Origin of the sequence: Chryseobacterium sp. MEBOG07, assembly GCF_021869745.1 — a bacterium.
In the GTDB taxonomy this organism is placed as follows: domain Bacteria; phylum Bacteroidota; class Bacteroidia; order Flavobacteriales; family Weeksellaceae; genus Chryseobacterium; species Chryseobacterium viscerum.
In genome coordinates this window covers 182,202-197,895 of sequence record NZ_CP084579.1, presented here as the reverse complement: position 1 = coordinate 197,895, position 15,694 = coordinate 182,202, and the positions used below count along the sequence as shown (strand labels likewise).

The 15,694-nt window shown below is 38.3% G+C and carries 12 protein-coding genes; 10 read left to right on the top strand and 2 right to left on the bottom strand.

Features of this window, described 5'->3' with window-relative positions; all coding sequences use genetic code 11:
• Positions 1-98 precede the first annotated feature (98 nt).
• Positions 99-968 carry a RimK family alpha-L-glutamate ligase gene (locus LF886_RS00850; RefSeq protein ID WP_236852234.1) on the top strand — a complete coding sequence of 290 codons (870 nt, stop codon included), beginning with the start codon at positions 99-101 and terminating at the stop codon, positions 966-968.
• A 150-nt stretch (positions 969-1,118) separates the two neighbouring features.
• On the opposite strand, the gene LF886_RS00845 is transcribed toward LF886_RS00850, so the two are convergent.
• Positions 1,119-1,943, bottom strand: coding sequence for a universal stress protein (locus LF886_RS00845; RefSeq protein WP_236852233.1), 825 nt, complete (start codon positions 1,941-1,943; stop codon positions 1,119-1,121).
• 230 nt (positions 1,944-2,173) lie between these two features.
• On the opposite strand from LF886_RS00845, the gene LF886_RS00840 reads away from it, so the two are divergent.
• Both LF886_RS00840 and LF886_RS00835 read left to right on the top strand, forming a co-directional pair.
• Positions 2,174-3,292, top strand: coding sequence for a sensor histidine kinase (locus tag LF886_RS00840; protein WP_236852232.1), 1,119 nt, complete (start codon positions 2,174-2,176; stop codon positions 3,290-3,292).
• The gene (locus tag LF886_RS00835) at positions 3,289-4,053 is read left to right on the top strand and encodes a LytR/AlgR family response regulator transcription factor (protein WP_236852231.1); all 765 of its coding nucleotides are present in this window, start codon (positions 3,289-3,291) and stop codon (positions 4,051-4,053) included. The genes LF886_RS00840 and LF886_RS00835 overlap by 4 nt, the downstream gene beginning before the upstream one ends.
• Before the next feature lie 193 nt (positions 4,054-4,246).
• On the opposite strand, the gene LF886_RS00830 is transcribed toward LF886_RS00835, so the two are convergent.
• Positions 4,247-4,840 carry a porin family protein gene (locus LF886_RS00830; protein WP_236852230.1) on the bottom strand — a complete coding sequence of 198 codons (594 nt, stop codon included), beginning with the start codon at positions 4,838-4,840 and terminating at the stop codon, positions 4,247-4,249.
• A gap of 305 nt (positions 4,841-5,145) precedes the next feature.
• Here LF886_RS00830 and LF886_RS00825 point away from each other — a divergent pair, with 305 nt between their 5' ends.
• From LF886_RS00825 to LF886_RS00795, 7 genes are all read left to right on the top strand, one after another.
• Positions 5,146-6,267: an efflux RND transporter periplasmic adaptor subunit gene (locus LF886_RS00825; RefSeq protein WP_236852229.1), complete on the top strand. Its 1,122-nt coding sequence runs from the start codon at positions 5,146-5,148 to the stop codon at positions 6,265-6,267.
• A 29-nt stretch (positions 6,268-6,296) separates the two neighbouring features.
• A complete protein-coding gene (locus LF886_RS00820) occupies positions 6,297-9,455 on the top strand; it encodes an efflux RND transporter permease subunit (RefSeq protein ID WP_236852228.1) in 3,159 nt (1,052 codons plus the stop codon).
• Positions 9,442-10,857, top strand: coding sequence for an efflux transporter outer membrane subunit (locus tag LF886_RS00815; protein ID WP_236852227.1), 1,416 nt, complete (start codon positions 9,442-9,444; stop codon positions 10,855-10,857). Before LF886_RS00820 ends, LF886_RS00815 begins: the two co-directional genes overlap by 14 nt.
• A gap of 254 nt (positions 10,858-11,111) precedes the next feature.
• Complete coding sequence (locus LF886_RS00810) at positions 11,112-11,690, top strand: DUF4840 domain-containing protein (protein WP_236852226.1); 579 nt, start codon at positions 11,112-11,114, stop codon at positions 11,688-11,690.
• A 101-nt stretch (positions 11,691-11,791) separates the two neighbouring features.
• Entirely contained in the window at positions 11,792-12,358 is a 567-nt protein-coding gene (locus LF886_RS00805; protein ID WP_103231158.1) for an RNA polymerase sigma factor, read from the top strand.
• Complete coding sequence (locus tag LF886_RS00800) at positions 12,351-13,757, top strand: porin family protein (protein ID WP_236852225.1); 1,407 nt, start codon at positions 12,351-12,353, stop codon at positions 13,755-13,757. Before LF886_RS00805 ends, LF886_RS00800 begins: the two co-directional genes overlap by 8 nt.
• Positions 13,758-13,800: 43 nt before the next feature.
• A complete protein-coding gene (locus tag LF886_RS00795) occupies positions 13,801-14,763 on the top strand; it encodes a T9SS type A sorting domain-containing protein (RefSeq protein WP_236852224.1) in 963 nt (320 codons plus the stop codon).
• Positions 14,764-15,694 lie beyond the last annotated feature (931 nt).

Genomic DNA, 15,694 nt, shown 5'->3' with positions numbered 1-15,694 from the left:
AATCCCAATTGTACCCCTAAAAATATAAAAATCTGTGTCTGAGTTTATTCTTAAGGTTTCCCGAAATTGAGGTTGAAATAAAACTCAAAAACAGAAGCATGAAAATCACAATAGTAGGTTATAAAAAAGAAGAGAGGTTCTCGCAGGGGGTTGCCAATGATGAAGATACAGAACTGATTAATTTTTTAATACATAAAGGCTTAGACGTTGCTCCCACCATCTGGAATGATAGAAATGTTGATTGGAGCAGTTTCGATGTCGTTGTCATCAAATCTCCCTGGGATTACCACAATCACTTAAATGAATTCGTAAACTGGCTGGACAACCTTGAAAAATTAGGAGTAAGGGTATTAAATCCTGTTGAGATCATTCAATGGAATAGCGATAAACATTATCTGAAAGATCTTGCAGAAAAACAACTTCCTGTTATCCCTGCTGAATATATTGAAAAAGGTTCCGGATTTGACAACCGTTTCTTTGCGTATTTCAATACGGATAAGCTGGTTGTAAAACCCTGCGTAAGTGCAGGAGCACAAAATACAATCACGGTAAGCATAGATAATTTCAATGAACGTTCTGTGGAAATTGAAACCCTTTTGAAAGAGCAGGATTATATGGTACAGCCATTTGTAGATGAGATCAGAAACGGAGAATGGTCTTTCCTGTTTTTTAATGGAAAATATAGCCATTGTTCATTAAAAACACCTAAAAAAGGAGATTTTAGAGTGCAGCATTATCATGGAGGAAGCATCAGTTACCCTGCTCCGGATCCCTTACACATAGAACAAGCGGGTTCCTATTTGAAAAGCCTGCCACAAGCGACACTTTATGCAAGAGTAGATGGTGTTTTAATCAGCAATTCATTTCAATTAATGGAATTGGAGCTGATAGAACCTTACTTATTTCTGAATGGAGATCACCGTTTATTAGAAAACTATTATGAGGCTTTAATGGCTCTAATGGTATAGTTTTATCTATTTGATTATCAATAATATGAAATTAAAATAAAAACAGGACCAGAAACCTCTTTCCGGTCCTGTTAAACAAGATTAAGTGTAAAATTTAGCCTTCAAAGGCAAAAAAGGATAATTCAAAATGTGTACAGATTTTTATTGATCTTAATCTACGTTTAGGGGAATTGATAGCAATGGTATTTTATTTTTATAAGCCATAATAGCTGTTTTGCTTCGATGGAAAAGAGCTTCCACAAGGTTGTACTTATAGGGAACCATAGTCAAAAGATCTGGGTTCGTCAATCTGATTTCTTCTTCAATAGCCTTGATCACCTCGATGGATTGAATCATTTTAAAGCTGTATTTAATATCATCCAGATCATGCCCCGAATTCAGATCGATATCATGGATCACTTCAGCAAAATCTTCCAGCCTTTCACTTACGTTGAATACCTCTACCTCAGCATTAAATTCATTAATGAAATAATAAATGTCATTCATCGCAGACCAGGTCATATTTTTATGATTGTCGTAAGCAAAGAGAATTTTCCTGATTCCTGTGTATTCTATATGATCAGGAACAATTAATATCGGTTTTTGTATTCTATGGATGGCCCTTGTTACACTATTGCCCAAAAGCCTTTGTTCAAGGGTCTTTTCTGTCATTCCCATAACAATAAAATCACCCCCGTGGAGCTGTATACAGTTTTCCAGTTCTTCAATGAAATTACCGGAAGCCAGATGATGGTCGGTTTCTATAGTGTATAGCACCTTAAGTTCAGTGGCTTTATCTTCAAGTTTTTTTTGATTTTTAAAAGTCTGGGAATAGAAAAAATCTGCTGAAGCCTGAGCATTCAAAGCATGAATAGAAATAGTCTGTAGATTAAACAGTACGATTCTGTATTTATTTTCTTTAGCCATAGAAGCTGCATAATGGGTAGCATTTTCAGCTTCAGGGGAAAAATCTGTGCAGACAATTATTGTTTTCATTGTACCGGATTTAATACTGCAAAACTAGGAGAGACCATTGATTTCTAGTGATAAAAATAATGTGATGTTGCATAAAATGATGATGAAATGTCTTTTTCAGGTGATGAAACGTTAGCCTCCATTTTAAGTCTTCTATTTTACGTTTCAGGGACGGTTTTGGCGGTCTCGGCCAAAATAGGGAGCACTCATATAAAATCTATTTCTATATTTACATTCATAAAATCCCGGATATGAATAGGATTTCTACCATCAGGAAAAATATAGTACGGAATAAGAAGATTCTTTCTACCATGAAGAGAAGGCTCGTGATCTGGGCGGTAGCAGTGGTCACTTTCTGTGTTTTTTCCTATCTTATTGATCCATTTGATCCCGTTTGGAAAGGATATCTGGAAGCTCCGCTGCAAATGATCCTGGAAGATGCCACATGGATTATCTTTTTTTCCATCATTATTTCAGAGGTAAGTATATTTATAGACAGGACTCTTAATAAACTGCTTCCCTGGAGAGACAGAACCATAAAACGACTGCTCATTCAGTGTTTACTCCAGATCGTGGGAAGTGTTATGATTGTGATTATTATTAACGCCATTGTAGACTGTACTTCATTGCAATTACCTGAGATGGATTCCCGCAAAGAATATACACTCCTGGGGCAGTGGATTGCAACCAATCTAGTAATATCTTTGATTATCAGCGCATTCAATACCGTGGATTATTTACTGGAAAACTGGAAAAAAACAGCTGTGGAAGCAGCTCAGCATAAATTGAGGGCATCCAAACATAAGCAAGTAGCTATGGCGGCAGAGCTTCAGGCGCTCAAGCTGCAGATAGATCCTCATTTTATTTTCAATAACTTAAGTGTATTGTCTGAGCTTATTTTGGAAGATCAGCAGCTAGGTTATGACTATTCGGAGAATTTTGCAAGAGTATACCGATACTTGTTGGTCAACTCCAAAAAAGACATCATTGCAGTGGAAGAGGAACTGAAATTTTTAGAATCCTATATTTTTCTGATTGAAAAAAGAATTGGTGAAGGAGTAGTATTTAAAATAGATGTTCAGGAAAAATACAAATCGATGTATACCCTTCCATTGTCTTTACAGCTGCTGGTTGAAAACGCCATTAAGCATAATCAGACATCAAAGGCAAATCCTTTGGAAATAGAGGTTTATACTAATCCTGAAGGAGAGCTGGTGGTATCCAATACATTCCTGCCCTTGATCAATAAGCCGGATTCTTCTGGAGTAGGGCTTACCAATATCATTGCACGGTACGAAATCTTAGGATATCCTAAACCTGTTATTGAAAAAACTGAAGATAAATTTATTGTAAAACTTCCATTGATATGAAGATTAATAAAATTTTAATAGTTGAGGATGAAAGACCCAATGCAGACCGATTAAAAAGACTATTGCTGAAGCTAAGACCCCATATCGAGATTTTGTCTGTAGAAGATTCAATTACCTCAACGGTACATTGGTTGGAAAATAACGTGGTTCCGGATATTATTATGATGGATGTCCGCCTGGCAGATGGACTCAGCTTTGAAATATTTAACAAGCATGAAATTAAGAGTGCCGTCATATTCACCACAGCATACGATGAATATGCAGTACAGGCATTTAAATACAACAGTGTAGATTACCTTCTGAAACCTATTGAAGAAGAAGAGCTGGATGCAGCTTTAAAACGCTATGAAACCTTTATGGATTCTGTCCCGGTATTGGGAACAGCTATTGAAGGACTGCTGAATTATATCCAGCCCAAAGATTACAGAAAACGCTTTCTGATTACTCACCGGGACGGATATAAAACCGTGTTGGCGGAAGATATCTTATACTTTTATACTGAATTGGGAATCAGTAAAGCCATGCTGACTACCGGAGTAGTGGAAAATCTTCCTCAGACTCTGGAAGAACTGGAAAAGCAGTTAGACCCGAAATTCTTTTTCCGCGCCAACAGACAGTTTATCATTCACATAGATTCTGTAAAACAAATTTTCAATCATTTTAATGGAAAACTGAAGCTGGAACTCAGAAAACAACCAGATATAGACGTGATTGTAAGCAGAGAAAAAGCCTCTATTTTCAAATCCTGGATGGATTATTAGTCAACAAAATAAGATAAAGTACATAAAGTTGCCTTTTCAGAGGGCAACTTTTATTTTTCTATAAGGTCGACATGATAAAAAATGATCTCCTCATAAAGTTTGAGGAGATCAGAAATATAAAGAAAGAATATACTTGTAAAAAGCAGATCAGTAAATTTACTTTTTTATGATTTAGCCTTTTAGCAATCTAGCCTTACAAAGGAATAGCATAACCCAAAGAAACAGTAAAACCTCTGTTTTTCACATCAACCCCTTTTTCATCAGAAATATTGCTTAGTCCCAAATTATACCTTCCATCGATAATCATTTTACCAGGACCGGCCGGAATTGCTATACCGGCACCCATTTGTACACCGAAATCTATAGTCTTGGTTTTCCCATAGGCCGCCTTTATTTTATCACTTTTCCCCATCAGGAAGCCAATAGAAGGACCTGCATTTACATATACCGGACCAAAGCTGTATTTAGCCAATACAGGAACCTCGATATAATTGAAATTGTAAGTTTCGTTTCCGAAGCTGTTTTTAAACTTGGTTCCCTTGCTGATAAAGTTAACTTCCGGCTGTATGGAAAAATTCTTCACGCCTGTCTGTATATTTACCCCTAAACCTGCCTGGAAGGATACTTTGGATTTTTCTCCATTCACATTTTTAATAGACTGGTTGGCAAAGTTGATCCCCGCTTTAGGAATCAGTTCTATGCCGGATTCTTTTTTCGTTTCCTTTGTTTGTTGTGCCTGTACTCCCAAACCGAATACAAGAGCCGTGATTGCTAAAAACTTTTTCATTTGATAAAAATTTAAATTAATAACTTATTTTTTGTTGTATTGATACTGCGAAATTATGCCCGTAAATGCCCTGAACCGAGAGTTTTAAATGTGAACCGTATAAATTTGAATCTCAACCGTATTTTTGAAATATTCAACCGAAAAAGAGGTTTTTCTATCGTTTTTATACGCTGAAATGCATGTTTTCTTTTCATTTTTAGTATGATACGCTTCACCTGCGATTAACGACACTTCACCCAACTTCTGAATGAATATCACTATAAGATGAAGTTATTTTGCTGCTGTAAAATTTAAAAACCAATGTTATGAATTACAGAAAAGGATATCTGGTACTTTCACTTACAGCTGCAGCGATACTATACTCGTGTGGTTCGGGGAATGGCCAGGAAAATGCCCAGCAGATGCAGCAGGCGTTTCCAACAGATTTTATTCAGGTGAAATCCGGAGATGCAGATGTATCTACGGGATACCCTGGAAGCATAGAAGGGCAGGACAATGTAGACATTAAGGCACAGGTGACAGGTTATCTGGAGGCGGTATATATCAAAGAAGGACAGTATGTAAGTAAAGGACAGACCCTTTTCAGAATAAATCCATCGGTGTACAATGAGCAGGTAAATACCAATGCCGCAGCTCTGAAGTCAGCTTTGGCAGCACAGGAAACAGCGAGACTTGAAGTTGAAAAACTGAAACCGTTGGTAGAAGGAAAAGTAGTTTCTGATATGCAGCTGAAAACAGCTCAGGCGAGTTACAAAGCGTCATCAGCACAGGTAGCTCAGGCACAGTCTTCTTTAGGTTCATCAAAAATCAATGCCAACTTTACGTACATCAAAGCACCCGTTAGCGGATACATAGGAAGAATTCCCAATAGAGTAGGAAATCTCATCAGTCCGTCGGATGCGTCTCCGTTGACAACACTTTCAAGCATAAACAGTGTCAATGTTTATTTCTCGATGAATGAGGCAGATTTTATTGCACACAGCAAAGCGGCAACTTCAGGAAATGCAGCAGAAGATGTAGAGCTTATCCTTGCAGATGGTTCCACCTATTCTCTTAAAGGAAAATTGGAAAATGCCAGTGGAAACTTCGACAAAAATACCGGAAGTATTCAGATGAAAGCTGTTTTCCAAAACCCGGATAAATTATTGAGAGCCGGGGGAACAGCAAGAGTAATGATTCATAATGCACTGAACGGAGTGATCAAGATTCCAAAAGGATCCGTGAAAGACATTCAGGACAGGTTTTTTGTCTATAAACTGAACGGTAAAGACAAAGTGAAAATGACCCAGATTACCATTTCAGGAAGTACATCTCAGGATTACTTTGTCAAAGAAGGAGTGAATGCGGGAGATAAGATTGCCATCAACAGGATTGATGCTCTTACAGATGGTGCACAGGTTGCTGCTCAAACAGTTCCTTTGAAATAGTTGTATAACCATTCATAGAAAATTCAAAAATGTTAAAAAAGATAATAGACCGTCCGGTATTGGCGACAGTAATATCCCTTATCATTGTTATTTTAGGGACTATAGGATTAAACCAGCTGGCGGTAACCAGATTTCCGGATATTTCTCCACCTACAATCACTGTTTCAGGATCTTATCCGGGAGGGAACAGTGAGACCGTAATCCGTTCCGTGGTAACTCCGCTGGAAGAACAGATCAACGGAGTGGAAGACATGGAATACATGAAGTCTACCGCAAGTAATGACGGTACCTTCTCCATCTCCATTATATTCAAACAAGGAGTGAATGCCGATCAGGCAGCCGTAAATGTTCAGAACAGAGTACAGCAGGCCACCCCGATACTTCCGCAGGAGGTAGTGAGAATGGGGCTTACCACATCCAAACAGCAGAACAGTATGGTATTGATTTTCAATATTTATACTGAAGATAATAAACAATATGATGAAACCTTCCTGCAGAACTATGCGAACATCAACCTTATTCCACAGGTCAAAAGGGTAAAAGGAGTAGGGCAGGCCATGGTTTTTGGATTGAAAGATTATTCCATGAGAATATGGCTTAATCCTCAGAAAATGTCTTCCTACGGACTTGAACCGGCTGATGTTTCCAGAGCAATAGCCGACCACAGTTTGGAATCTGCTCCGGGTAAATTGGGGGAAGAGTCAGATGCAGCCCTGGAATATGTTATCAGATATAAAGGGAAAAAGAACAAGCCGGAACAATATGAGAATATCATTGTTAAAAATACCGGAAGTCAGGTAATCAGACTTAAAGACGTGGCCCGCGTAGAATTCGGGGCTATTTCGAATACAGGAGATAACCTTTCCAATGGGAAAAATGCGGTGACGGTAGCGATCATGCAAACCACAGGATCCAATGCCAATCAGATTGAAATAGGAGTAAACAAAGCCCTTGTTCAACTGTCAAAATCGTTTCCTCCGGGAATTAAGTTTACGAATGTAATGAGTACCAAAGAAAGATTGGATGAAGCGACAGGACAGGTGAAATCTACCCTGATAGAAGCATTTATTCTGGTATTTATCGTAGTATTTATCTTTTTACAGGATTTTAGATCTACCATTATTCCGGCAATAGCTGTTCCGGTAGCCATTATTGGTACCTTCTTCTTCCTTTTGGTCTTAGGATTTACCATCAATGTACTGACGCTTTTTGCCCTTGTACTGGCGATCGGTATTGTAGTGGATGATGCCATTGTAGTGGTGGAAGCCGTTCACAGTAATATGGAAGGAACAGACCTTTCAGGACGAGAGGCTACCCACAAAGCGATGAGTGAAATCACAGGAGCGGTTATTTCCATTACATTAGTGATGTCAGCGGTATTTATTCCAATTGGATTTATGTCCGGTTCAGCAGGGTTATTCTATAAGCAGTTTGCCTATACATTGGCCATCGCAATTATTATTTCAGCGGTCAACGCACTGACTTTAACTCCGGCTTTATGTGCTGTGTTTTTGAAAAACAACCACACAGGAGAAGGTAAAAAACCGAAAGGATTCGGACAGAGATTTGCGGTAGCATTCAATGCCGGGTTCAGTAATATGACCAATCGCTATGCGAAAGGAGTTCGTTTTTTAATCGGACGAAAATGGATTGCAGGAGGATTGGTGATCGCCATTATCGGTGTTGCAGGATGGCTGATGTCAAGCACACCTAAAAGCTTTGTACCGATGGAAGATGATGGATTCTTCATGTATACCTTAAGTATGCCTCCAGGAACAGCATTGACAAAAACGACAGAAGTTTCCAATAAGATCAATGAAATCTTAAAAGGGGTAGATGCGGTGAAGGAAAATACATCCATTACAGGATACAACCTTCTTAGTAACAGTGCAGGACCGGCTTATGCAATGGGGTTTGTTAAGCTGAAACCTAAAAAAGAAAGAGGTGAGGTTCAGGATATCCAGGCGGTTGTAGATATGGCTAATGAAAAGTTGGGTGTCATTAAGGAAGGAAGCGTAATGACCTTCAGAATGCCTCCGGTAGAAGGATATGGAATGACGAATGATGCCGAAATTGTACTTCAGGACCGTATGGGTAGAGATCCTCAGGTTCTTAAAGCCAAAGCAGACGAACTGATCGGTCAGCTGATGAAGGTTCCGGAAGTGGGATTCGCCTACACAATGTTCAGAGCAGATTACCCTCAGATGGAGCTTGAAGTGAATGAAGATAAAGCAAAACAGCTGGGAGTAAGTATTTCAAATCTATTGGGAACTGTTCAGACCTATTTTTCAGGAGACCAGTCTCAGAATTTCTCAAGATTCGGAAAGTTCTACAGAGTCAATATTAAAGCGGACGGAGTTTTCAGAATGGATGAACAGGCGTTCAATGATATTTTCGTAAAGAACGACAAAGGAAATATGGTACCGGTGAATACACTGATCACTTTGAAAAAAGTCTACGGTCCGGAATCCGTTCAGCGTTATAACCTTTACAACTCATTAAATATCAATGTGTCTCCGAAACCTGGAGTAAGTAACGGAGAATTAATGGGCAAGCTGGAGCAGACATTAAGCAAATTACCTTCTGACTACAGCTACGAATGGACTGGATTGAGTTTGGAAGAGAAATCTGCAGGAAATCAGACGATTGCCATCTTTGGATTATGTTTACTGTTCGTATACCTGCTGCTGGCAGCACAATATGAAAGTTATATTCTTCCTCTGGCAGTAATGTTTTCCATTCCGACAGGTATTGTAGGGGCATTCTTAGGAATAAAAGCAATTGGACTGGATAATAATATCTATGTACAGGTAGGATTGATCATGCTTATTGGTCTCTTGGCCAAGAATGCCATCCTTATTGTAGAATTTGCCATTCAAAGGCGAAAATCAGGATTTTCGATTCTGGATTCTGCACTGGAAGGGGCAAAAGCAAGATTACGTCCGATCATCATGACTTCACTGGCCTTTATTGTGGGGATGATTCCGCTGATGATTTCCACAGGAGGGATGGCTTCAGGAAACAAATCCATCAGTACGAGTGCGGCAATGGGGATGCTGAGTGGAGTGGTTTTAGGAGTTTTTGTAATTCCTGTACTATACATGTTCTTTCAGTATCTGGATGAGAAATTCTCTACCAAAAAGAAGTATAATACGACAGAAAATCAATTGACAAATGAGAATATTTAATATAAAGAATTTCCTTATTTCAGGCGCAATGGCATCACTGCTGGTGTCTTGTGCCGTAGGGAAAAAATATACAAGAACAGATCTTCAGGTTCCCGAAACATACAAAGAATCTGTACAGGTAACGGGAGATACAGTAGTACTGCCGTGGAAGACCTTTTTCAAAGATCCTAAACTGATAGGATTAATAGATAAAGCCCTTTCCAGAAATAATGAAGTGAATGTAGCCCTGAAGAATATAGAACAGCTGGATCTGATTTATAAGCAAGCGAAGCTAGGATTGATGCCAACACTGGATTTCACTGCGGGAGCCAACAGAAGCTGGGCTTCTCCCAATACACTTAACGGCTCTCTTAACGAACAGTTTGTAGGGACAAAATACATAGATGATTTTAGTGCTGCGTTGAAACTTTCCTGGGAAGTAGATATTTGGGGGAAAGCTAAAATGCAAAAGGAATCTGCTGCTGCAGAATATTTTGGTCAAAAAGAAAATTTAAATGCCATCAAAAGCAGAATTGTTGTTCAGGTAGCACAGGCTTATTACAACCTTATAAGTCTGGATGAACAGCTGAAAATTGCTGAACAGAATATTGAATTGAGTGATAATACTCTTAGAATGATGAATCTTCAGTTTAAGGCAGGACAGATTAAATCATTGGCTATTCAGCAGTCAGAAGCACAAAAGAAAACAGCTGAACTGCTGATTCCTTTGGCGAAACAGAATATTTCTATCCAGGAAAATGCTTTGAGTATTCTTTGCGGAGGATATCCAACCCAGATAGAAAGGGAAGGAAATCTGAAAACAATGATTCCTGAAAATAAGCTGTCAGAAGGATTACCGGCACAACTGCTGAGCCGGAGACCGGATCTGAAAGTAGCAGAATTTAACGTAATCAGTTTAAATTCTAAAACCGGACTGGCAAAGGCAGCGATGTATCCAAGTATCAGTCTGAGTCCGCAGATAGGAGTGAATTCCAATAAATTCAGCTCGTGGTTTGATATTCCGGGATCCATTACCAAAGCAATAGCTGCGAATTTAGCGGCTCCGATTTTTCAGAAAAAACAACTGAGAACAGCTTACGAAACAGCTTTGATTGAACAGGAAAAAGCAGCCATCAATTTTAAACAATCTGTAATGACTGCTGTTGGAGAAGTCTCTGATGCCATGGCTAAGTCTAAAGGTTCTTCGGAAAGACTTCAGCTTTTAGACCAGAGAACAGCCATTCTGGACAAAGGAATCAATGATGCGCTTAAGCTGTATAAAAGCGGTATGGCTACCTATCTTGAAGTGATCACCGCTCAGAATAATAAACTTCAGAATGATCTGGAAGCGATTAATGTAACCCTGGAGAGACTAAATGCTGAGGTAGACCTCTACAGAGCACTTGGCGGAGGAGTACAGTAAAATGTAAATGATAAATAATAAAAGGAAGCTATGTGATGTAGCTTCCTTTTTTGTTATTTATGAGGGTAAATAAAATGAAATTTTTACATCAGGTCCGGAATTTGCAAAGAAGTGATGAAATTTTATCTCCATAAAATCAAATGGTTATGGAAAATTTATCTTTTTTTTCAAGAAATCATGCAAGATTTTTAGAAAGTGAGATTTATATAGATGAGTACTCGAAAATAATTAATGTTTAACGAAAAAGTAATGCAATGAAAAAATTGACAGTACCCCGATTTTTTATAACAGTTTTAATGGTTTTAGCAGGATTTGCCCTATCCGCATGCAATGATAATGAAGGTCCGGATATTCCACCTGTAAAAATGGAAAATTTACCAGGAAATTATAAAGGAAAGCTGGTTATAGTACAGGGAAATAGCAAAAGAGAAGGCATAAAAGAGTTTAAAGTAAAAAAAGATACCATCTCATTTGCTGAATTTCCAATAGAGGAAATTGTAAAAACAGTAGTGAAAAACCCGGTAAAAGCGGAAGCTGCATTAAAAGCAATGGCAAAAGTGAAGTATGATCTAAAATATGCAGCAGCGATCAATACAGCGAATAATGTAATTGAGCTGACTTTAGCGCCAAAAGCTTTGGAACTTCAGATTCCTGTAGATGGTGTTAATAAAAAGACGGTTGTAGAATTCGTCTCTAAGCAAAAAGGATATTATGTAGGACTGGATCAATCGCTGAGGTTTGCTGTCACAGCAGAAAAGATTACCGTAGATGGTACGTTGATTACACCATATGAGGTTATTAATTATAATTTTCCTTTCTGTATAAAAAATTAATTAATAGATATTATCATCAATGGATTGCACTTTATTAATAAGATGCAATCTATTTTTGCTTGACAGTTTTATAACATCCACTGGATACGGCGGCAGCATATATGGAAGAAAGTAAAGAACAGATTTTGGTAAAGCATCTCCTGAAGAAGGAGGAAGCTGCCTGGAAAGAGCTTTTTGGGGCTTATTCCAGAAATCTGTCCTATGTATGCTCTCGTTATGTAGCGGAGAAAGAAGATGTTCATGATGTACTCCAAAACAGTTTTATCAAAATGTTCCGTTCGATAGAATCTTTTGAGTACAGAGGAAGTGGCTCTTTAAAAGCCTGGATGACCCGTATCACCATCAATGAATCGTTGAAGCATATAAAACAGAAAGGCGATTTTAAATCTGCTGTTGAAGTAGATGATCTTCCGGACATTCCCAATGAAGAAGAACCGGATTTTGAAGAGATTCCGCGTGATGATATTATGATGATGATCAAAGCTCTTCCCGAAGGATACAGAACTGTTTTTAACCTGTATGTGTTTGAGAAAAAAAGCCATAAAGAGATTGCCGGACTGCTGGGGATTGCAGAAAACTCTTCTGCATCTCAGTTTCACCGTGCAAAAGGACTGCTTGTTCAGAAAATAAAAGAATTTAAAATGTCAAAAAAAGCACAATATGAATAACGAGTGGCTAAATAACCTGCGAAGCAGAATGGATGACCATGAAGAGGACGTTCCGGAAGGGTTGTGGGATGACATCAAAGATGAATTATTCTCCGGGGAAGAAAAAAACAGCATTCCCGGGTTTATTCCAGAAATTCATGAAGGGGGAGCGAAGAAAAAAGAAAAGATAGCCAGTGCAGGACGAAAATCTTTATTCTATCGTATAGGAGGTATTGCTGCTGCTATTGCATTGTTGTTTTTACTGACGAAAATAGGACCACAGAATGATACAGATATAGAGAAAACCTTGTCTCAGAAGCCGGAAGATGTGGAAAAGGGAAAGGGAGGAAATTCTTTAAAACCTATAGAAACTGAGAGTATTTCAAGCAGTGAAGTGAAATCAGGATCAGATGCTTTTTTAGCTGACAATATGCTGAATACAAAAGTTCCGCAGAAAATTTTAACCCAAAGATATTCTAATAGCCGAGAAGGAAATGAAGCCGGAAATAATCAGAATGTTCAGGATATCTTCAGGCTTTCGACAGGAGCCGAGTCCTTTCAGCAGGAAAGTAAGATGGCTCAGAAAATAGCTCCTACTGAGGATACAGTAAAAGATCCGGTTGGAGAAAAGGAAACCGATGCGACTCCTTTTGAACAGGAGAAACCAAAGGAATTATATGCTGAAAATACCAAGCGTAATACTGGAAAATCCCGTGATAAAAAGTCCTGGATGCTGAGTATGCTTACAGGAAATGTTGCTTCCAACTCTGCAGAACAGCAGTTTCCGGGGTATGCTTCGATTACGGGAAAAGCAATGAATGTTGAGCAGTTGTGGAGTACGGCTGAATATAATGATGATCCTCTGACAGCAATATTCCTGGCAAATCAGAGTCAGCCGGTAGAAGCGAGAATCAGGCATAAAGTACCTGTAACATTCGGATTATCCCTTTACTACAATTTGGGGAAAAGATGGGGAATCGGGACAGGTTTGAATTATACCAAACTGGCTTCTGAGCTGCATTCGGGAAGTGATAATAACTATATAAAAGGAGACCAGACCGTTCATTATATAGGAATTCCTGTTCAGGTCAACTACAATGTTATTCAGAAAGGAAGATTTACAGGATATGTTACGGGAGGAGCACTCATAGAGAAACCCGTATCAGGAAGCATTACAACGACTTATGTTGTCAATGATGAAATAAAAGAATCCTCGAAGGAAAGTCTGGATCACAAACCCTTACAGTTTTCTGTCAATACAGCAGTAGGATTTCAGCTGAAAATCATTGATAAAGTTGGAGTGTATGCAGAACCGGGAATAGGATATCATTTTAAGGAAGAAGAAGCTCCCAATACAATTTATAAAGAAAAACCGCTTCATTTTAATATGAAATTCGGGATCAGAGTGCTGCTGGATTGAATGTAGATGATTTTATTATAACACCAAACTTAATAATCTATATATGAAAACAAAGCTAATTTTTTTAGTGGTTTTATTATTCACTATTTTGAATGTAAAAGCACAATGTACCCCTACACTTACCAGCCCGAGATTAGGGCAAAAATACCCTGGAACGATTTTATTCTGTGATACGGAAGATGAGATACTTTCCACTACACAGACTTACGCCAGTTACCAATGGTATAAACAGGAATGGACCTGGCAGACCCCCAATAACAATCCTTGGGTTTTGATTCCGGGGGCTACCTCACAACAGTTAACCATCAATGGGAATGATCAGCTGAACTATTTTAAAGTAGTGGTTACAGAAGGAGACTGTACAGCAGAAAGTACCACAGCAATGGCAGATGGTTTTGTATATGGTCTTCCGGCTATGATGACCACTTATACTCCCGGAACGTATGAGGAAAATGGAGGAACAGTGAATGTTTGCAACGGTGCTTCTGTACAGTTTGACAACATCTTTCCTGTAGTATATGGCAAGCATACCTGGTTCAGATGTGTCCCAAGCAGTAACCCTCCGGTTGCGGGAGATCCCTGCATTATTCCTGGCGTAATAGGAGATACCTATGTAGCAACAACTTCAGGGAAATATGGATTTTATGCCTGTACAGAATACTGCCCGGATCAATGTCAGATGTTAGACCCCTTTGCTTTTGTGGAGGTGAATTTTGGAAACTGGGAATTCTGCAGCAATCTGGGAACTGGAGATACAAAAATTAAAGATAACAATTTGAAAATCTATCCGAATCCTACCGCGCAGCACCTTTATATTGGGAAAGAATCAGATAAAGTCTATAAGGAAGTTACCATTATAGACATGTCCGGAAAACTTGTTCTGAAGAAAAATGACCACCGATATAATCAGGCAATTGATGTGAGCCAGCTGGTACCCGGAAATTATATCATTGTTTCTAAAAGTGCAGATGGAAGTGAATACAAAAATAGATTTATAAAGAAATAGGATTATAGAATCTGAAGATGTTTAAAGATTGATTGTGGGAAGGAAGAAAGGATGTCAGAGGAGGGATGTTCCTTGTATTGAAGAAGGACTAAAGTATTTTTATTCTGGTACTTTACGCTCAATAGATAAAGTTCATCCTTGTTAATCTAAGACGGTCATAATTACCCCCAAAGGAGCCCTCTTTTTGGCATCCGTCTTCCTGACTTACATTTTTTATGCAAAATTCAGATAAAGAATCTTTTCGTTAGTTTTAATAATGGTTGGATCGGTACAAATTTATTTGTACCGATTTTTTTATTTTACCCATTGGAATAAGCTTTCCGTGGAAAATTTTGATAGGATTTCTTGGCTAAATATACCTGCCTGTTCTCGTCAATAAAATAAAATTTTAGAAAATAATTTGATAAAAAAACATATAAATGATAAAAATTGTAACTTTGTTTTGTTGAAAACTTATAACAAAAATATTGGTCACATTCTTATCCTGTGCTTGGTGCTTTTCTTAGTACCTACTTTAAGTTTTGCCTGTACCAAGAAAAATGTAAAAAAGGATGAAACCTTAGGTTATAAGTGTCAAACCAGAACTTTTTCTGATAAATTCTGCTGCCAGCCTGGTTTTTGTAAAAAAGACAGAGACCATAATGACTGCAATGGCAAATGCAAACACAACTCTTGCCGATGCGGAACCGTGATCTCATTAACAGGCCTGCCTGTGATGTCCGATCTAAAAATCAAAAATCATTTTATAGAAGAAAGGAAACTTAAATTTAGTTTCAGCCAAACCTATTATTCTTCAGGTTTTTCTTCCATCTGGCAACCTCCCAAAATAGGGTAACTCCTGGTTTAACAGCCAGAAATATGTCTTGTCGAAAGCAAAATTTTTGTTTTCGGACAATCTATTGTACTCCAATTCTTAATTTTTAAAAATCAA